The sequence below is a fragment of the Achromobacter sp. EG18 genome (genome assembly GCF_059759395.1).
Map to the genome: position 1 here is coordinate 4965251 of NZ_CM186213.1, position 16988 is coordinate 4982238.

Consider the following 16988-nt stretch of genomic DNA (forward strand, 5'->3'; position numbering starts at 1 on the left):
TGGGCCGCGCGCCTCACACGCCCAGGTAGCGCTGGGCCAGTTCGGGTTGCGCGGCCAGTTCGGCGGGCGTGCCCTGCCAGGCCACCCGGCCTTTTTCCAGCACGTGGTGGCGGTCGACCAGGGTGGCCATTTCCTTCAGATTCTTGTCGATCACCAGGATGGTCTGGCCTTCGTCCTTCAGGCGCCGCAGGCAGTTCCAGATCTCGTGGCGGATCAGCGGCGCCAGGCCCTCGGTGGCTTCGTCCAGGATCAGCAGGCGCGGGTTGATCAACAGCGCGCGCCCCACCGCCAGCATCTGCTGTTCGCCGCCCGACAGGGTGCGGGCCGACTGGCCGCGCCGTTCCTTCAGGCGCGGAAACAGCTCGAACACGCGATCGATGTGCCAGCCGGGGCGGGCCTGGCGCGCGGTGGCGACCAGGTTCTCCTCGACCGACAGCGAACCGAACACACGCCGGCCTTCGGGCACCAGGCCGATGCCGAGCCGGGCGATGCGGTGCGGCGCCAGGCCCGTGATGGGCTGGCCGTCCAGCAGCACCTGGCCGCCCTGCGCCGGCAGCATGCCCATCAACGTCTTGACGGTGGTGGTCTTGCCCATGCCGTTGCGGCCGATCAGCGACACCACCTGGCGCGGCGCGATGTCCAGGTCGACGCCGAACAGCACCTTGCTGGCGCCGTAGCCGGCCTGCAGTTGCGCGACTTGCAGCATCAGTCTTCCTCCTCGCCCAGATAGGCGGCGCGCACGTCGGGGTGGCGGCGCACCTCGTCGGGCGTGCCGGTGAAGATGGTCTTGCCGTAGACCAGCACGGTGATGCGGTCGGCCAGCGCGAACACCGCGTCCATGTCGTGTTCGACCAGCAGGATGGCGTACTGGCCTTTCAGTTCGCGCAGCAGGCCGGTCATGCGCTGCGATTCCTCGGCGCCCATGCCCGCCATGGGTTCGTCCAGCAACAGCACGGAGGCGTCCAGCGATAGCGCCATGGCCAGTTCCAGTTGCCGTTTTTCGCCATGGGCCAGGGCCGACACGCGCACGCCGGCGCGGTCGGCCAGGCCCACGCGAGCCAAGGCCGCGCGCGCCGGCTCGCGCAGGCGCGCCATGCGGCGCGCATTGCGCCACAGGTTGAAGCCGCCGGGGCTGCGCGCCTGCACCGCCATGGCGACGTTGTCTTCGGCGGTGAACTGCGGGTACAGCTGGCTGATCTGGAACGAGCGCGCCAGCCCGGCCGCCGGCCGCTTGTGCGCGGGCAGGCGGGTGATGTCGCGGCCGTCGAGCAGGATGCGGCCGGCGTCGGGCAGGATCTCGCCGCTGATCTGCGACAGCAGCGTGGTCTTGCCGGCGCCGTTGGGGCCGATCAATGCATGCAGTTCGCCGGGCCGCAGTTGCAGGTCGACGCCCTGGGTGGCGCGGACCGCGCCAAAGGCTTTCCGCAGGCCCTCGATGGCGAGCTTGGCCGGTTCAGTCATGGTGCGCGCCTCCCGTCAGCCAGCCATAGACCCCGCGCTTGCCGAACAGCACCACCAGCACCAGCACGGGGCCGAGGATCAGCATCCAGTGCTCGGTCCAGGCGGTGGCCAGTTGCTCCAGCCCCAGATAGACGGCCACGCCCAGCACCGGCCCGAAGATCGAGCCCATGCCGCCCAGGATCACCATGGCCATCAGCTCGCCGGACTTCTGCCAGCCGGCCATGTCGGGGCTGACGAACAGCGCGTAGTTGGCCCACAGCGCGCCGGCCAGGCCGGCGCCGGCGGCCGACAGCACGAAGGCGGTCAGGCGGTAGCGCAGCGGCGCCAGACCCAGCCCGGTGCTGCGGCGCGGATTCTGCCGCAGGCTCTGCAGCGCCATGCCGAAGGGCGAGTTGACGATGCGCCGGCACAGCAATACCCATGCCGCCAGCAGCGCCAGGCAGACGTAGTAGAACGTGACCGGTCCGTTCAGGTCCAGGCCGGGCAGCGTGTTGCGCGCGTCGATCGACAGGCCGTCGTCGCCGCCGTAGACCACCAGCCCCACCAGGATGAAGTACAGCATCTGGCCGAAGGCCAGCGTGATCATGATGAACTGCACGCCCGCGGTGCGCAGCGACAGGAAGCCCATCACCAGCCCGGCCAGCGCGGCGCAGGCCACGGCCAGCGGCCACATGACCAGCGCGGCCTGGCTGCCGCTCCAGCCGAACAGCGTATCGCCCTGCGCGAAGTGGTAGCCGGCGATGCCGATCACGTAGCCGCCCAGGCCGAAGAAGGCCGCGTGGCCGAAGCTGACCATGGCGCCGTAGCCCAGGATCAGGTCGAGGCTGACGGCGGCGATGGCGTAGATCAGGAAGCGGGTCATCAGGTTGACCAGGAAGGCTTCGCCGGTGGCCGAGGCCAGCGCCGGCACCAGCGCGAACAGCGCCAGCCCGGCCAGGTTTACGAGGGTTTTTCGGCTCATGGGTTTCCTAGCGAGTCGCCGGCACGAGGCCGCGCGGCTTGAACAGCAGCACGATGGCCATCAGGATGTAGATGCTGGCCGAGACCAGGCTGGAACTGGCCGAGTCCGACAGCTGCGGCGGCAGCAGGCGCGACATCCAGAAGGGGATGTAGGCGCGGCCCAGCGCGTCGGTCATGCCGATCATCAGCGAACCGGCCAGCGCGCCGCGCACCGAGCCCACGCCGCCCACCACGATGACGACGAAAGTGGTGATGAGGATGCGTTCGCCCATGCCGATCTCCACCGCCAGCAGCGGCGCCGCCATGACGCCGGCGAAGCCGCACAGCAGCGCGCCGAGCGTAAAGATCAGGGTGAACAGGCGCTGGATGTTCACGCCCAGCGCGTCCACCATCTCGCCGTCGTCGGCGCCGGCGCGCACCAGCATGCCGACGCGGGTGCGCGAGATCAGCAGCCACAGGCCCAGCGCCACCAGCACACCGGCGCCGATGAAGGCCAGCCGCATCACCGGATAGTTCAGGCCGGGCAGCAGCGCCACCGAGCCGGCCAGGAACGGCGGGATGTCCATGAACGGCGGGCTGCGGCCGAACAGCACCGTGACCAGCTCGTTGGTGAACAGCGTCAGCCCGAGCGTGGCCAGCACCTGGTCCAGGTGGTCGCGGCGGTAGAGATGGCGGATAACCAGCAGCTCCACCACCAGCCCGTACAGCGCGGCGCCAGCCAACGCGGCCAGCAACGCCGCGAGGAACGAGCCGGTGGCTGCCGCCGCGCTGGCGGCGCAGAACGCGCCCACCATGTAGAACGAGCCGTGCGTCAGGTTGATGACGTTCATGATGCCGAAAACCAGCGTCAGGCCGGCCGACAACAGGAACAGCAGCGCGCTGTACTGCAGGCCGTTCAGGACCTGTTCCAGGAACATCAGCATGGCGGGCTCCGGAGGCTACATCTTGCAGTCGGCCGCGTGCACATCGGTATGGTCGCGGGCGATCGCCTTGAGGTTCTTGTAGACCAGCTTGCCATCGGGCCCGGATTCGATGTGCAGCAGGTACCAGTCCTGCACCGGGTGCTGGTTGGGGCCGAACTTGAACTTGCCGCGCACGCTGGGGAAATCGGCGCGGCGCAGCGCCTCGCGGAAGGCGTCGGCCTTGCCGGTGATATCACCGCCCACGGCCTTCAGGCCCGAGCCGATCAGGTTGGCGGTGTCGTAGGCCTGGGCCGCATAGGCGGTGGGCGCGCGGTTGTAGGCCTTGGTGAAGGCTTCGACGAAGTGCCTGTTCTGCGGATTGTCCAGGTCGGCGCTCCACAGCGAACTCAGGTAGAAGCCCTTGCCGGCGTTGCCGGTGGCGGCCAGCATGCGTTCGTCCATCGAGTAGATGGGCGTGATCATCTTGATCTTGTCGGCCAGGCCGGAGTTGGCGAACTGCTTGGTCAGGTTGATGCCGGCGCCGCCCGGGTGGAACTGGAAGATGGCGTCCGGGTTGAGCGAGCGGATGCGCGCCAGCTCGACCGAGAAGTCTGCCTGTTCGAGCTTGGTGTAGATCTCGTCGGCGATCTCGCCCTTGTAGGTGCGCTTGAAGCCGGCCACGGCGTCGCGCCCGGCCTGGTAGTTGGGCGCCATCACGACGATGCGCTTGGCGCCCAGTTCGTTGGCGGCGATGCCGGCGGTGTCGGCGTACGAGTCGTTCTGGAACGCCACCGAGAAATAGTTGGGGTTGCAGGCCTTGCCGGCATAGTTGGAGGGGCCGGCGTTCAGGCTGACGTAGAAGCCGCCGGCGTTGAGCACGGTCGGCCCGACCGCGGCCATGACGTTGGAGAAATTGATGCCGGTAAAGAGGCGCACGCCGCCCTGCACCATCTTGTCGGCGATCTGCTTGGCGTTGGCGGGCTTGAGCGCGTCGTCCTCGACCCGCACGTTGACCGGCACCCCGCCCAGCTTGCCGCCGCCTTCCTTGACCGCCAGCATGAAGGCGTCGCGTTCGTCCTCGCCGATGTAGCCGGCGGGGGTGGACAGCGTGCCGATGAAGCCGATGTCCACGGGTTTCTGCTGCGCCTGGACGCCGCCGGCGGCCAGTGCCAGCAGCAGCGCGGCGCCGCCGCGGGTGATGCGTGTCGTCATGGTTGTCTCCTGTGCCTTCTGTTTTCTTATGGCTGGATGGGGCCCGCGAGGCAGTTCTCCACCTTCCAGCCGTAGAGCCACTGCAACGCGTCATAGAACTGGGACTGGCCGCGGCCGGTCCACAGCATGTTGCGCACGGTGCGTTCGACGCCCCGCGCGTGATAAAGGCGGCCCATCTCGCGCGTCGACCAGACCACGCGCGCGCTGCGCGGGATGCGCACCGATTCGTACAGGCGGAAGGCGGCTTGCAGGTCGTGGTCGCAGCGCTTGACGGCCTCGCCCAGCGTCACCGCGTCTTCCAGCGCCATGCAGGCGCCCTGGGCCATGTACTGCGTCATGGGATGGGCGGCGTCGCCCAGGATCGTGACGCGCCCCTGGCCCCACTGTTCGACCGGCTCGCGGTCGGCGGTGGCCCAGCGCTTCCAGGAGGTGGGGCGGTCCAGCATCTGGTGCGGGCGCGGGTGGATGCCCTGGAAGTACGACAGCACCTCTTCCTTGCTGCCTTCGCGCACGCCCCATTGTTCCTGTTCGCGGCTGTGGAAGGTCACCACCAGGTTGTATTGCTGGCCGCCGCGCAACGGGTAGTGCACCAGGTGGCAGTGCGGGCCGGCCCACAGCACCGGCGCGTTGATGCGCAGTTCCTCGGGCATGTTGTCGCGCTCGACCACGGCGCGGTAGACCACGTGGCCGGTCACGCGCGGCGGATCGCCGATCAGGTGTTCGCGGATCACGGACTTGACGCCGTCGGCGCCGATCACCGCGTCGGCCTGGTAGCGGTTGCCTTCGGTGTCGGTGACCTCGACGCGTTTTTCGTCCTGCGTGACGCTGGCGATCTGGGTCGAGGTGCGAAAGCGGATCAGCGGGTTCTGCTGCACCGCTTCCAGGATGGACAGGTGGATGTCGGCGCGGTGGATCACGGCGTAGGGGCCGCCGAAACGCTCGCGGAAGGCGGCGCCGGTGTCGATGCGCACCACTTCGCGCGCGTCGACCGCGTCCATCATGATGATGTGGTCGGTGAAGACCGCGCGCTGGCGCGCCGTGGCGCCCACGCCCAGCGCGTCGAGCGCGGCGAAGGCGTTGGGGCCGAGCTGGATGCCGGCGCCGATCTCGCCGATGTGCGCGGCCTGCTCCAGCAACTGCACCGCGATGCCCTGGCGCGTCAGCGCCAGTGCCGCGGCCAGGCCGCCGATGCCGCCGCCCACGACGATGACGGATTGGGGCGGGTTCTTTGCGGGGGTTGCGTTCATTGCGTGGTTCCTTGCGTGTTCACTCTTGGCGGCCGAGGAAGGCGCCTTGCCGTTGCAGTTGCGCCTGCAGCGCCGCCACGGGCACGTCGGCAGGCGCGTTGCCGTCGCGCAGCGCCATGGCGGCCGCGGTGCCGGCGGCCTCGCCCATGACGAAGCAGCTGCCGCTGACGCGCGCGGCCGACTGGCCTTCGTGCGTCATCGACGCGCAGCGTCCGGCCACCAGCACGTTGGCGGCCACGCCCGGGCCGCGGCGCGGCACCATCATGCGGAACGGCAACTGGTTGTAGCCGCGCGATCCGGGAATCGGCGGCCACAGCCATTGCACGTCGCCGGCGGTGTGCATTTCCAGCGGCCAGCCGTTCACGCCGATGCTGTCCTCGAAGTCGGCGCAGCCCAGCACGTCTTCCTTGGTCAGCATGGCCTCGCCGACGATGCGGCGGGTTTCGCGGATGCCCAGTTGCGGCGCGATGTCGAGCACATAGGCGTTTTCGAAGCCCGGCACCTTGGCGCGCAGGAACTTCAGGTATTCGGTGATCTGGCGGCGGCCTTCCAGCTCGCCGGCCGAGAGCGAGGCGGCGTCGGTGCCGTCGGCCGCGCTACCGTCGGCGTTGGCCAGCTGGGTGACGTTGACGCGCCACTCGTAGTCATGCTTTTGCGGCCGCACGATGGCGCCGCGCCGCGGGAAGGTGAATTCGCCGCTGGCGGCGGCCTGGTCCATCAGTTGGGGAATGGTCTTCCAGGCCTCCTGGGCGCGGGCGCCGTCGACGTTGCCGACCTTGAACATCAGCGTGGGGTAGAGCATGTGGCCGTGCGCGTCGCCCTTTTCGAACGGCAGGCCGCCCCATTGCGCGATGTCGGCGTCGCCCGAGCAGTCGATGAAGACCTTGCCGCGCACCGCGCAGCGGCCGGACTTGGTCTCCAGGAACAGCGCGTCGACACTGCCGGCGGCGTCGCGCGCCAGGCCGGTGGCCAATGCGTGGAACAGGATTTGTGCGCCGCTGTCCTGCACCATGCCGTCGGCCGCGCACTTGAAGGCCGAGATGTCGTAGGCCTGGGCGTGGATCTTGCCCAGGATCAGGTGCGGGTCGTTCAGGCCGTCCAGCGCGCGCATGCGGTCCAGAAGTTCATCGGTCATGCCATGCACCACCTGGCGGATGGCGCCGCGCACATTGGCGTGCAGGCCGCAGAAGTTGGAGACGCCCGCCGCCGTGCCCATGCCGCCGAGAAAGCCATAGCGTTCCACCAGCAGCACGCTGGCGCCGTTGCGGGCGGCGCTGGCGGCCGCCAGGATGCCGGCGGGGCCGCCGCCCAGCACGACGACGTCGTATTCGCCGTAGAGCGGCACCTGGCGGGCGGGTTCGGTGAGGGTCATGCCTTGTCTCCTTGCTTGTCCTGCTTGACTGCGAGCTGTGTTGCGAAATGCCGGGCGGCGAGGCCGCCCGTTCACAGGCCTTCTTACTGGCCCTTGATGCCGAGCTTGGTGATCAGCGGTTCCCAGCGCTTGAGCTCATCGTCCATGTAGGCGCGGAACTCGGCCGGCGTGCCGCCGACCGGGTCCATGAACTGTGCCTGCAGGCGCTTGACCACCTCGGGGTCGCGGATCGCCTGGATCAAGGCGTCCGACAGCTTCTTCTGGATGTCGGCGGGCACCTTGGACGAGATCACGAAACCGATCCAGGCCGAGCCCTCGATGCCGGGCACGCCGACTTCGGCCAGCGTGGGGATCTCGGGCAGCAGCGTGGAGCGCCTGGACGAGGTCACGGCCAGCGCCTTCAGCCGGCCGTCCTTGACCATGCTCATGACGGCGATCGGCGGCAGCGCGGCGAACTGCGTGTCGCCCGACAGCAGCGAGGTCAGCGCGGCCGGCGACGACGGATACGGCACGTGCGTGGCGCGCGCGCCGATCCGCTGCAGCAGCAGTTCCACCGCCAGGTGCGAAACGGTGCCGGCGCCGGGCGAGGGGAAGTTGTACTTGTCGGGGTTCTTCTTGAGGGCTTCCAGCAACTGGCCGACGTTGTCGATGCCGGAGTTGGCCGGCACCACCAGCACGTTCGGCTGGTGCACCGCCAGCGTCAGCGGCGACAGGTCGGTGGCGGGGGCGTAGGGCAGCTTGTCGAACAGCAGCGTGTTGTTCACCAGCGGGCCGGTGATCGAGACGCCGAAGGTGTAGCCGTCGGGCTTGGCGTTGGCGATGGCGAAGGTGCCGATGTTGCCGCTGGCGCCCGGCTTGTTCTCCACCACCACGGTCTGGCCGAGGATGGCGCCGGCCTTCTCGCCGACGATGCGCGCGACCTGGTCGGGGCTGGAGCCCGGACCGAACGGCACCAGCGCCTTGAGCGGCTGCGACGGCCAGGCGTCGGCGGCCCGCGCCGCGCCCAACGGCGCCAGCGCGATCAGCCCCAGCGCCAGCGCGCGCGCCGCGACGGTGCGCGCCCGCGCCAGGGTTGAGGACTTATGCATGCTTGTCTCCCGCGATCTTCATATTGTTGAAATAGGTCTGTTCGTTGGCGATGAAGGCTGCCACCATGGCGCGGTAGGCCGCGTCCACCACCTGGTCCAGGTTCTCGAAGCCCTGGTTGTGGCGCTCGGCCAGGCGCCGCACTTTCTCGAATACCTCGGCCTGGCGCGCCGGCGCGCTGACCTGGAAGGCGTCGCGCTTGAAGCGCGCGGCATCCTTCACGTACATGGCGCGTTCGGCCATCAAGCGCACGATCTGGTCGTCCAGCCGGTCGATGTTGGCGCGCACCTCGGCCAGGTTGGCGCACAGCGGGCGGTAGGCCGGATCGGTGTATTCGCGCAGCGGCGCGCCCTGGGTGTCGGGCTCCCGGCCCGGGGATGCTTGCGAGGTCACTTGATGTAGTCCGGTTGGTTGCCGGGCGCGGCCTGCTGGAAGGCCGGCTGCGCAAGGCAGTGGTCGTACACGCCGAGCAGGCGCGGATAGGCCGACAGGTCGCAGCCCATGCGCTGGGCATTTGCCACCTGCGGCACCACGCAGCAGTCCGCCAGCGTCGGCGCGTCGCCGAAGCAATAGGCGCCGCCGCCATGGCGCGCCAGCAGCGCCTCTACCGCGGTCAGGCCTTCGCGGATCCAGTGGTGGTACCAGGCGTTCTTCTGCGCCTCGGTGGCGCCCAGTTCTTCCTGCAGGTAGCGCAGGATGCGCATGTTGTTGACCGGGTGGATGTCGCAGGCGATGGCGTTGGCCAGTTCCAGCACCCGCGCGCGTTCGCGCGGCGCGGCCGGGATCAGGCGCGGCTCGGGGTGCGTGGCGTCCAGGTAGTCGATGATGGCGAGCGATTGCGACAGCTGGAAATCGCCTTCCGTCAGCAGCGGCACGCCGGCCGACGGGTTCCGCGCCACGTAGTCGGCGGCGCGCTGCTCCTGTTTGCGCAGGTTCACCGGCACGATGTCGACCGGCAGTCCCTTGAGCGCCAGCGCGATGCGCACGCGGTACGAGGTGGAGCTGTTGAAGAAGCTGTGCAGTTGCATGGGTGGCGGTCCTCAGGCGATCTGCACGCTGAGCGTGCCCAGGCCGTCGACGCCGCCGACCATCCGGTCGCCGCGCGTCACCGGGCCCACGCCTTCGGGCGTGCCGGTGTAGATCAGGTCGCCGGCTTCCAGGCGGAAGTAGCGCGACAGGTAGGCGATGGTCTCGGCCACCGACCAGATCAGCTTGCCGATGTCGCTGCGCTGCTTGTCGGCGCCGTTGACCTGCAGCCAGATGCCGGCGCGGTGGATGTCGCCGGCCTGCGCGGCGGGCACCAGCGAGCCGATCGGCGCGCTCTGGTCGAAGGCCTTACCCAGTTCCCACGGGCGGCCGGCTTCGCGCATCTTCATCTGCAGGTCGCGGCGCGTCATGTCCAGGCCGACGGCGTAGCCCCACACGTGTTCCAGCGCGGCGTCGACCGCGATGTTGGCGCCGCCCTTGCCGATGGCCGCCACCAGTTCGATTTCATAGTGGAAGTTGGCGGTCTCGGACGGGTAGGGCAGCGTCAGCGTGGCGTCCTGCGCCACCGGCACCACGGCATCGGCCGGCTTGCAGAAGAAGAAGGGCGGTTCGCGGTCGGGATCGAAGCCCATCTCGCGGGCGTGGGCGGCGTAGTTGCGGCCGACGCAATAGACGCGGCGCACGGGGAAGCGATCCGGGCTGCCGGCGACGGGCACGGCGACGGGGTCGGCGGGAGCAAACACGTAAGACATGAATCAACCTTTGAAGGCGGAACGGAAAGGGGGAGGGCGGGCGCCGCGGCCCGCCCGCTTCAGGCGGTGCGTTCTTCGCGCCACAGGCCCAGCGCGTCCTGCACCGGGCGGTCGGAATAGCTGAACAGGGTGGCGTCTTCCAGCGCCGCCAGCTGCACCGGCTGCCACGACGGCGCCACGAACACGTCGCGCGGGCCGAAATGGAATTCGGCGTCGCCGACGCGGGCGATGCCGCGGCCTTCTACCACGCTGTAGACGGTGGAATCGGTGCTGCGATAGGCCTTGCCCTGGAAGCCGGCCGGCAGCAGCTGCATGAAGGTGGCCATGGTGGGCATGGGGTAGCCGCCCGTGGCCGGGTTCAGGTAGCGCAGCTTGACGCCGTCCCAGGGGTCCAGCTCGCCATGGCGGTAGAGCGCGTCCAGCGCCTCGCGGCTGCGCTCGTAGGGATAGTTGAAGATCGGCGAGGTGCCGCTGGTGGCGCGGTGGCGCACCGGCGCCATGTTGTGGCCGTAGCGCGCCATGCTGTCGCCTTCGGGACGCGTGACCGGCTGGGTGGCGGACGGATAGTTCTCGGCGAAGCCGGCGTCCAGGAAGCGCAGCAGCGGGATGTCCAGGCCATCCAGCCAGACCACCGGTTCGCCGCCGTCGACGGTCTCGGCGTTGCCGTGGTCGTGCCAGGTCCAGGACGGCGTGATGATGAAGTCGCCCGGATGCATGGTGGTGCGCTCGCCGTTGACGGCGGTGTAGGCGCCGCGGCCTTCGACGATGAAACGCAGGGCCGACTGGGTGTGGCGGTGGCTGGGCGCGATCTCGCCCGGCAGGATCAGTTGCAGGCCGGCGTACAGGCTCTGCGTGATGCTGGCCTGGCCGGGCAGGCCCGGGTTCTCCAGGATCAGCACGCGCCGCACGGCTTCCTCGGCGCTGATGAGCGAGCCGGAAGCCAGCACGTCGTCGCGCACCTCGTCGTATTTCCAGATCGCTGGCATGCAGCGCGGCGCGGGCTGGCGCGGCACCAGGTTGTGCAGCGACTCCCACAGCGGGGCCATGTGCTTCTGGGCGATGCGCGCGTAATAGGCGGCGCGATCCGCGCCGGGGGGGTGACCGTCGGGCATGTCTGTCTCCTGGGGCCGGCGTCGGGGCCGGCTTCTGTGGGCCCGACGCGGCGGGCGCGGCGGGGCCTGATATGGAGACGATTATGCGTAACGAGCTATGTGTTTTGAAATGAAATTATCTTATTATCCATACCAATAACTATATGGATAAGAGACCAAAGGGGACTCCATGGACTGGACTCACCGGTTGCGCCTGCGCAACCTGAAAATGCTCCTCAGCCTGGCCCAGACCCGCAACATCAGCCACTCGGCCGCGATGCTCAACACGACCCAGCCGGGGTTGTCGAAATGGCTGAAGGATCTGGAGGACGACATCGGCCTGCCGCTGTTCGAGCGCCATGCGCGCGGCCTGCGGCCCACGCCGCATGGCGACGTGCTGATCGCGCACGCGCAGCGGGTCGAGGCGCAGCTGGACCGCGCCAGCGCCGACATGGCCGCGCTGCGCGAGGGCGGCGGCGGACGGGTGGTGATCGGAGCCTCGGGCGCGTCCGCGTCGGACACCGTGCCGCTGGCGGTGATGAAGCTGCTCGAACGCATGCCGCAGGCCCGCGTGAAGCTGGTGGAGGGCACCACCGACCGCCTGCTGGCGCAACTGGCGCAGGGCGACCTGGACATCGTGGTGGGCCGCTCGGCGCCCGAGCATCATGATCCGGCCATCCGCTTCGAGGCCCTGTACCTGGAGCCGATCCATCTGGTGGCGCGGCCGCGCCATCCCCTGTTCGCGCTGGAGCAGCCGGGCTGGCCCGAGCTGCTGTCGTACCGCTGGATCCTGTGGCCCAAGGGCACGCCGATCCGCAACGCGGTCGACGCCGCGCTGGCGGCGGCCGGCCAGGCGCCGCCGGCCGATCACGTCGAATCCAATTCGGTCACCATCAACCTCACCCTGATCAACAACAGCGACATGATCGGCGTGGCCTCGCATCGCGCCGCGCTGCGCTTCACGCAGATGAAGGCGATGCGCATCATCCCGGTGCGCCTGTCGGGCTTCGGCTCGGTGGCCATGTACTGGCGCGAGGACGCATTCAGGCCGACCGCCGTGCAGGAGGCGATGGCCGCGCTGCGCAACACGGTGGCGGAACACGCGCCGGGCGTGACGAGGCTCTGATGGCGCCATCCGGGCCCGGACTGAATGCGCTGATCGCGCAATGCCGCCGGCTGGAGGCGGCGCTGCGGGACGAGGCGGGCGCGCCGGACACGTCAGCGGCCATGCACCGCTTCGTCGCCGAGATGGATGCGCGCGCCGCGCCGCCGGGGCTGTGGTCGCCGCTGGCGCTGGCCGTATTGACGATGGTCGGCGGCATCGGCGTCGGCATCGGCCTGTTGAGCCTGCTGCTGCGGCCGGCCGGGCCGGCCCTGGCCGCCTTCGCGCTGGTGCTGGCCTGCGCCGTCACGGCCTTGGCGCTGGCGATCGGCGTGGTGGCGTTCATGGGCGGCTACAGCCTGGGGCTGGTGCTGCTCAAGCGCACCGCGCTGGCGTTGGCCACTGCCGGCGCGCTGGGCCTGATCGCCTGGTCGCAGGGCGACATGCGCGCGGTCGGCCCGGTGGTCGCGCTGCTGGGCGGCGCCGGCGCGTGGCTGCTGATGAACAGCAATGCGTTCTATCTGTTCGCCGGCTATCGCATGGCGTTGCGGGTGATGCAGGCGCAGGCGCGGCGGCCGTGAGCCGCCGTTGGCGCGGGCGAGGCGAAGACCGCCCGGCCGGCCATCACTTGGCCGTGTTGGACCAGCCCTTGGACAGCTCCACCGCCTGGCGCCAGCGCCGCATGCGGGCCTCGCGCACCGAGTCCGGCCAGGCCGGTTCGAAGGTGCGTTCGGCCTGCCACTTGGAGGCGAATTCGTCCTGATCCGACCAGAAGCCGACCGCCAGGCCGGCAAGGCCGGCCGCGCCCAGCGCGGTCGATTCGGGCACCCGCGGGCGCACCACCGGCACGCCCAGCAGGTCGGCCTGCATCTGCATCAGCAGGTCGTTGCGGGCGGCGCCGCCGTCCACCCGCAGCTCGGTCAGCGCGATACCGCTGTCGCCGTTCATGCAGGTCAGCAGTTCGGCGCTCTGCAGCGCGATGGATTCGAGCGTGGCGCGGGCGATGTGGGCGCGGGTGGTGCCGCGCGTCAGGCCCACCAGGGTGCCGCGGGCGTAGGGGTCCCAGTGCGGCGCGCCCAGGCCGGCGAAGGCCGGCACCATGAAGACGTCATCGGTGTCGGCCACGCTGGCGGCCAGCGATTCGATTTCCTCGGAGCGCTGGATGATGCCCAGGCCGTCGCGCAGCCATTGCACCGCGGCGCCGGCGACAAATACGCCGCCTTCCAGCATGTAGGCCGCACGCCAGCCGTCCTGGCCCGCGGTGGGCAAGCCCCAGCCGACGGTGGACAGCAGGTGGTTGCGCGATTGCACCGGCTTGTCGCCCACGTTCATCAGCATGAAGCAGCCGGTGCCGTAGGTGTTCTTGGCCATGCCGGGCGCAAAGCAGGCCTGGCCGAAGGTGGCGGCCTGCTGGTCGCCGGCCACGCCGGCGATGGGAATGGAGCCGCCCAGCCATTCGGGCAGGGCTTCGCCCACCACCGCGCTGCTGGGCGCGATGGATGGCAGCACGCTGCGCGGGATGTTGAGCAGCGCCAGGATCTCGTCGTTCCAGTCCTGCGTATGCAGGTCGAACAGCATGGTGCGCGAGGCGTTGCTGGGGTCGGTGCTGTGCACCGCGCCGCCGGTCAACTGCCAGATCAGCCAGGTGTCGACGGTGCCGAAGGCCAGTTCGCCGCGCTCGGCCTTCTGGCGCGCGCCGGGCACGTGATCCAGCAGCCAGGCCAGCTTGGTGCCCGAGAAATAGGCGTCCAGCACCAGCCCGGTGCGCGATTGCAGGAAGTCGGCGTGGCCGTCCTGGCGCAGCTGGTCGCACATGGGCGCGGTGCGGCGGTCCTGCCAGACGATGGCGCGGGCCAGCGGGCGGCCGCTGGCGCGCTCCCAGATCAGGGTGGTTTCGCGCTGGTTGGTGATGCCGATGGCGGCTACGTCGGCGGCGCTGGCGGCGGCGTTGCGCAAGGCCTCGCGCGCCACGTCCAGCTGGCTGTGCCAGATTTCGCCGGGGTCGTGCTCGACCCAGCCCGGCCGCGGGTAGTGCTGGCGGAATTCACGTTGGCCGATGCCGCGCACCACGCCGTCGCGATCGAACACGATGGCGCGGGAGCTGGTCGTGCCCTGGTCCAGGGCCAGGATAAATTCATTCGTCGTCACTGTTCTTGGCGCCGTTCAGGTGTGCCCCGGCCAGCGGGTCGAGGCGTCTAAAGGAGAAGACCGAAGCCGCGCACATCAGGCCGATGACGATGAAGCCGGCGATCACGTCGCCGACCGCCAGCGTTTCGGCCCCGCGCAGGGTCATGCTGATGTTCAGGGTCACCGCGGCCACGCCCACGCCCAGGCTGATGCCCAGTTGCTGCGCCATGGCGGCGAAGCTGCTGGCGCGGCTCATCCTGGCCGGGGGTATGTCGGCATAGGTTAGCGTATTTACGCCGGTGAACTGCAGCGAGCGGAAGAAGCCGCCGATCAGCAGGATGGCGATCATCAGCCAGACCGGGGTGGACGGCGTGAACGTGGCGCAGACCACGATGAAGGCGCCGGTCAGCACCGCGTTCACCGTCAGCACGCGGCGAAAGCCGAAATGCCTGACGATAGGCGTGGCGACGAATTTCATCAGCAGCGCGCCGGCGGCGCTGGCGAAGGTGATCAGGCCGGCCGAGAACGGCGACAGGCCGAAGCCCACCTGCAGCAGCATGGCCAGCAGGAAGGGCGTGGCGCCGACCGCGAAGCGGCACAGGTTGCCGCCCAGCGTCGAGATGGCGAAGGTCGGGATGCGCATCAGCGCCAGGTCGATGATGGGATGCTCGGTGCGGCGCGCGTGCCAGCCATAGAGCAGGCCGCAGGCGATGCCGACCGCGATCAGGCCCAGCAGCAGCGGCAGCGGCATCACGTCGCGGCCGATGGCCTCGAAGCCGCTGACCAGGGTCGCCAGGCACACGGCGCTGAGCAGGAAGCCGAGCCAGTCCAGGCGCGGCGCCGATTCTTCCTTGATCTCGGCCACGTAGCGCAGCACCAGCGCGATGCCGAGCACGCCGATGGGGATGTTGATCAGGAAGATCCAGTGCCACGACATGTAGGTGACCATGAAACCGCCCAGCGGCGGCCCGATCACCGGCCCCAGCAGTGCCGGGATCGACAGGAACGACATGGCTTTGAGCAGGTCCTGCTTGGGCACGGTGCGCAGCAGGATGATGCGGCCCACCGGCACCATCATGGCCCCGGCCATGCCCTGCACCACGCGGGAGATGACCAGTTGCGGCAGGTCCTGCGACAGGGCGCAGGCCACGGAACTGAGTGTGAACAGGCCGATGGCGGCGATGAAGACGCGGCGCGCGCCGTAGCGGTCGGCGGCCCAGCCGCTGACGGGCACGAACACGGCCACCGACAGCAGGTAGGAGGTGATGGCCACGTTCAGCCGCACCGGGGTCGATCCCAGGGCCCGGGCCATGGCCGGCAGGGCGGTCGCCACCACGGTCGCGTCCAGCATCTGCATGAACAGCGCGCAGCCGACGATGAAGGGAATCATGCGCGCCGCGCGTGCCGCGTCCGGGGTCGAGGGAGGAGCGGGATTGGCTGCGGCTGCTGATTCTGCGGACATGGCGGAGGAGGGCGGAGGGACCTGGAAGATTGTAACGCCGGGTCTCGGCCCCGGGTGCAGTAAACTGGCGGCATCCGAAACCCACTGAAATTGGTGCCATGGCGACCAACTACGAATCCGAGATCACCAAGTTCCTGAAAGACTACAAGCAGTCGCATCCTGGCACCGAAGAGCGCCAGCGTGAAGGCCGCGCCCGTCTCTGGGACAAGCCGCAGGACGCGGAACTGCTGGAAGGCTTCCGCGCGGCCCGCGTGCCGCAAAAGCCGTACGTGTATCAGGCCGACTGATACCGTTGCGGCAGCCATGGCCCACAACCCCTCCGTCCCGGGCGACGCCCTGGCCGCGCTAGTGGAACCGCCCGTCGACAGCACGCCCGATACCGTTGACAGCGTCGCCTTCGCGCGCCTGTACGGCGAGCCGCTGTTCCAGATGCCGACGGACCTGTACATCCCGCCGGACGCGCTGGAGGTGTTCCTCGAGGCCTTCGAGGGGCCGCTGGACCTGCTGCTGTACCTGATCCGCAAGCAGAACTTCAACGTGCTGGACATCCCCATGGCGGATGTCACGCGGCAGTACCTGTCGTACGTGGAACAGATCCGCATCCACAACCTCGAACTGGCCGCCGAGTATCTGCTGATGGCGGCCATGCTCATCGAGATCAAGTCGCGCATGCTGCTGCCGGTCAAGAAGACCGACACCGGCGAAGAGCCCGAGGATCCGCGCGCCGAACTGGTGCGCCGCCTGCTCGAGTACGAACAGATGAAACTGGCCGCGCAGAAGCTCGACGCCATGCCGCAGCTGGGCCGCGACTTCGTCAGCAGCCACGCGGTCGCCGACCTGAGCGTCGAGCGCATGCTGCCCGACGTCAGCGTGGACGACCTGCGCGCCGCGTGGGCCGACATCATGAAGCGGGCCAAGCTCAACCAGCACCATCACATCACCCGCGAACAGCTGTCGGTGCGCGATCACATGACGCACATCCTGCGGCGCCTGAACGACGTGCGCTTCATGGAGTTCGGCGACCTGTTCATGGAACGGGTGCGCGAAGGCGCGCCGGCCGCGGTGGTGGTGGTGCACTTCATCGCCATGCTGGAACTGGCGCGCGAGTCGCTGCTGGAAATCACCCAGGCCGAGCCCTACGCGCCCATCTACGTGCGCCTGGCCTACACCAGCGTCGCGGCGGTCGCGGCCTGATCCAATTCCCCCCCGGGCTGTGCGCCCAACCCC

18 protein-coding genes are annotated in these 16988 nt (G+C 69.2%); 4 read left to right on the plus strand and 14 right to left on the minus strand.

Annotated elements, in window-relative coordinates; genetic code table 11:
- Nucleotides 1-13 precede the first annotated feature (13 nt).
- From AC6CR5_RS22860 to gtdA, 12 genes are all read right to left on the minus strand, one after another.
- Entirely contained in the window at nucleotides 14-706 is a 693-nt protein-coding gene (locus tag AC6CR5_RS22860; protein WP_006386914.1) for an ABC transporter ATP-binding protein, read from the minus strand.
- Nucleotides 706-1461: an ABC transporter ATP-binding protein gene (locus AC6CR5_RS22865; protein WP_054446327.1), complete on the minus strand. Its 756-nt coding sequence runs from the start codon at nucleotides 1459-1461 to the stop codon at nucleotides 706-708. Before AC6CR5_RS22865 ends, AC6CR5_RS22860 begins: the two co-directional genes overlap by 1 nt.
- The gene (locus tag AC6CR5_RS22870; RefSeq protein ID WP_498084986.1) at nucleotides 1454-2422 is read right to left on the minus strand and encodes a branched-chain amino acid ABC transporter permease; all 969 of its coding nucleotides are present in this window, start codon (nucleotides 2420-2422) and stop codon (nucleotides 1454-1456) included. The genes AC6CR5_RS22865 and AC6CR5_RS22870 overlap by 8 nt, the downstream gene beginning before the upstream one ends.
- A gap of 7 nt (nucleotides 2423-2429) precedes the next feature.
- Nucleotides 2430-3344: a branched-chain amino acid ABC transporter permease gene (locus AC6CR5_RS22875; RefSeq protein ID WP_241060451.1), complete on the minus strand. Its 915-nt coding sequence runs from the start codon at nucleotides 3342-3344 to the stop codon at nucleotides 2430-2432.
- A 15-nt stretch (nucleotides 3345-3359) separates the two neighbouring features.
- Nucleotides 3360-4535 (minus strand): ABC transporter substrate-binding protein, encoded by a 1176-nt coding sequence (locus AC6CR5_RS22880; RefSeq protein ID WP_148317642.1) that lies wholly within the window; start codon nucleotides 4533-4535, stop codon nucleotides 3360-3362.
- Nucleotides 4536-4561: 26 nt separating this feature from the next.
- On the minus strand, nucleotides 4562-5782 hold the full coding sequence (locus AC6CR5_RS22885) for a 3-hydroxybenzoate 6-monooxygenase (RefSeq protein WP_053497538.1): 1221 nt from the start codon (nucleotides 5780-5782) through the stop codon (nucleotides 4562-4564).
- A gap of 19 nt (nucleotides 5783-5801) precedes the next feature.
- Nucleotides 5802-7154 (minus strand): FAD-dependent oxidoreductase, encoded by a 1353-nt coding sequence (locus AC6CR5_RS22890; protein ID WP_498084987.1) that lies wholly within the window; start codon nucleotides 7152-7154, stop codon nucleotides 5802-5804.
- 83 nt (nucleotides 7155-7237) lie between these two features.
- Entirely contained in the window at nucleotides 7238-8242 is a 1005-nt protein-coding gene (locus tag AC6CR5_RS22895; protein ID WP_038502759.1) for a Bug family tripartite tricarboxylate transporter substrate binding protein, read from the minus strand.
- Nucleotides 8235-8633: a chorismate mutase gene (locus AC6CR5_RS22900; protein ID WP_054473498.1), complete on the minus strand. Its 399-nt coding sequence runs from the start codon at nucleotides 8631-8633 to the stop codon at nucleotides 8235-8237. Before AC6CR5_RS22900 ends, AC6CR5_RS22895 begins: the two co-directional genes overlap by 8 nt.
- Nucleotides 8630-9268 (minus strand): maleylacetoacetate isomerase, encoded by a 639-nt coding sequence (gene maiA, locus AC6CR5_RS22905; protein ID WP_006386926.1) that lies wholly within the window; start codon nucleotides 9266-9268, stop codon nucleotides 8630-8632. The genes AC6CR5_RS22900 and maiA overlap by 4 nt, the downstream gene beginning before the upstream one ends.
- 12 nt (nucleotides 9269-9280) lie before the next feature.
- Nucleotides 9281-9979 (minus strand): fumarylacetoacetate hydrolase family protein, encoded by a 699-nt coding sequence (locus AC6CR5_RS22910; protein WP_498084988.1) that lies wholly within the window; start codon nucleotides 9977-9979, stop codon nucleotides 9281-9283.
- Between the two features lie 59 nt (nucleotides 9980-10038).
- Nucleotides 10039-11091 carry a gentisate 1,2-dioxygenase gene (gene gtdA / locus AC6CR5_RS22915; RefSeq protein WP_498084989.1) on the minus strand — a complete coding sequence of 351 codons (1053 nt, stop codon included), beginning with the start codon at nucleotides 11089-11091 and terminating at the stop codon, nucleotides 10039-10041.
- Between the two features lie 169 nt (nucleotides 11092-11260).
- On the opposite strand from gtdA, the gene AC6CR5_RS22920 reads away from it, so the two are divergent.
- Both AC6CR5_RS22920 and AC6CR5_RS22925 read left to right on the plus strand, forming a co-directional pair.
- Complete coding sequence (locus AC6CR5_RS22920; protein ID WP_006386930.1) at nucleotides 11261-12196, plus strand: LysR family transcriptional regulator; 936 nt, start codon at nucleotides 11261-11263, stop codon at nucleotides 12194-12196.
- Nucleotides 12196-12753 (plus strand): hypothetical protein, encoded by a 558-nt coding sequence (locus tag AC6CR5_RS22925; RefSeq protein ID WP_006386931.1) that lies wholly within the window; start codon nucleotides 12196-12198, stop codon nucleotides 12751-12753. The genes AC6CR5_RS22920 and AC6CR5_RS22925 overlap by 1 nt, the downstream gene beginning before the upstream one ends.
- Before the next feature lie 43 nt (nucleotides 12754-12796).
- Here the strand turns inward: AC6CR5_RS22925 and glpK are convergent, their stop codons facing one another.
- Nucleotides 12797-14320 carry a glycerol kinase GlpK gene (gene glpK / locus AC6CR5_RS22930; protein ID WP_498084990.1) on the minus strand — a complete coding sequence of 508 codons (1524 nt, stop codon included), beginning with the start codon at nucleotides 14318-14320 and terminating at the stop codon, nucleotides 12797-12799.
- A complete protein-coding gene (locus AC6CR5_RS22935; RefSeq protein WP_006386933.1) occupies nucleotides 14307-15761 on the minus strand; it encodes a DHA2 family efflux MFS transporter permease subunit in 1455 nt (484 codons plus the stop codon). The genes glpK and AC6CR5_RS22935 overlap by 14 nt, the downstream gene beginning before the upstream one ends.
- A 98-nt stretch (nucleotides 15762-15859) precedes the next feature.
- On the opposite strand from AC6CR5_RS22935, the gene AC6CR5_RS22940 reads away from it, so the two are divergent.
- Nucleotides 15860-16048, plus strand: coding sequence for a DUF3460 family protein (locus AC6CR5_RS22940; protein WP_006386935.1), 189 nt, complete (start codon nucleotides 15860-15862; stop codon nucleotides 16046-16048).
- A gap of 16 nt (nucleotides 16049-16064) precedes the next feature.
- Nucleotides 16065-16955 (plus strand): segregation and condensation protein A, encoded by an 891-nt coding sequence (locus tag AC6CR5_RS22945; protein WP_024067627.1) that lies wholly within the window; start codon nucleotides 16065-16067, stop codon nucleotides 16953-16955.
- The last annotated feature ends 33 nt before the right edge of the window (nucleotides 16956-16988 follow it).

What these genes read in the sequence shown, in the direction of transcription:
- AC6CR5_RS22885 (WP_053497538.1), bottom strand. Translation starts at nt 5,782, where the DNA reads ATGAACGCAACCCCCGCAAAGAACCCGCCCCAATCCGTCATCGTCGTG.
- AC6CR5_RS22865 (WP_054446327.1), bottom strand. Translation starts at nt 1,461, where the DNA reads ATGACTGAACCGGCCAAGCTCGCCATCGAGGGCCTGCGGAAAGCCTTT.
- AC6CR5_RS22910 (WP_498084988.1), bottom strand. Translation starts at nt 9,979, where the DNA reads ATGTCTTACGTGTTTGCTCCCGCCGACCCCGTCGCCGTGCCCGTCGCC.
- AC6CR5_RS22875 (WP_241060451.1), bottom strand. Translation starts at nt 3,344, where the DNA reads ATGCTGATGTTCCTGGAACAGGTCCTGAACGGCCTGCAGTACAGCGCG.
- AC6CR5_RS22860 (WP_006386914.1), bottom strand. Translation starts at nt 706, where the DNA reads ATGCTGCAAGTCGCGCAACTGCAGGCCGGCTACGGCGCCAGCAAGGTG.
- gtdA (WP_498084989.1), bottom strand. Translation starts at nt 11,091, where the DNA reads ATGCCCGACGGTCACCCCCCCGGCGCGGATCGCGCCGCCTATTACGCG.
- AC6CR5_RS22890 (WP_498084987.1), bottom strand. Translation starts at nt 7,154, where the DNA reads ATGACCCTCACCGAACCCGCCCGCCAGGTGCCGCTCTACGGCGAATAC.
- AC6CR5_RS22945 (WP_024067627.1), top strand. Translation starts at nt 16,065, where the DNA reads ATGGCCCACAACCCCTCCGTCCCGGGCGACGCCCTGGCCGCGCTAGTG.
- AC6CR5_RS22880 (WP_148317642.1), bottom strand. Translation starts at nt 4,535, where the DNA reads ATGACGACACGCATCACCCGCGGCGGCGCCGCGCTGCTGCTGGCACTG.
- AC6CR5_RS22935 (WP_006386933.1), bottom strand. Translation starts at nt 15,761, where the DNA reads ATGTCCGCAGAATCAGCAGCCGCAGCCAATCCCGCTCCTCCCTCGACC.
- AC6CR5_RS22920 (WP_006386930.1), top strand. Translation starts at nt 11,261, where the DNA reads ATGGACTGGACTCACCGGTTGCGCCTGCGCAACCTGAAAATGCTCCTC.
- maiA (WP_006386926.1), bottom strand. Translation starts at nt 9,268, where the DNA reads ATGCAACTGCACAGCTTCTTCAACAGCTCCACCTCGTACCGCGTGCGC.
- AC6CR5_RS22870 (WP_498084986.1), bottom strand. Translation starts at nt 2,422, where the DNA reads ATGAGCCGAAAAACCCTCGTAAACCTGGCCGGGCTGGCGCTGTTCGCG.
- AC6CR5_RS22925 (WP_006386931.1), top strand. Translation starts at nt 12,196, where the DNA reads ATGGCGCCATCCGGGCCCGGACTGAATGCGCTGATCGCGCAATGCCGC.
- AC6CR5_RS22940 (WP_006386935.1), top strand. Translation starts at nt 15,860, where the DNA reads ATGGCGACCAACTACGAATCCGAGATCACCAAGTTCCTGAAAGACTAC.
- AC6CR5_RS22895 (WP_038502759.1), bottom strand. Translation starts at nt 8,242, where the DNA reads ATGCATAAGTCCTCAACCCTGGCGCGGGCGCGCACCGTCGCGGCGCGC.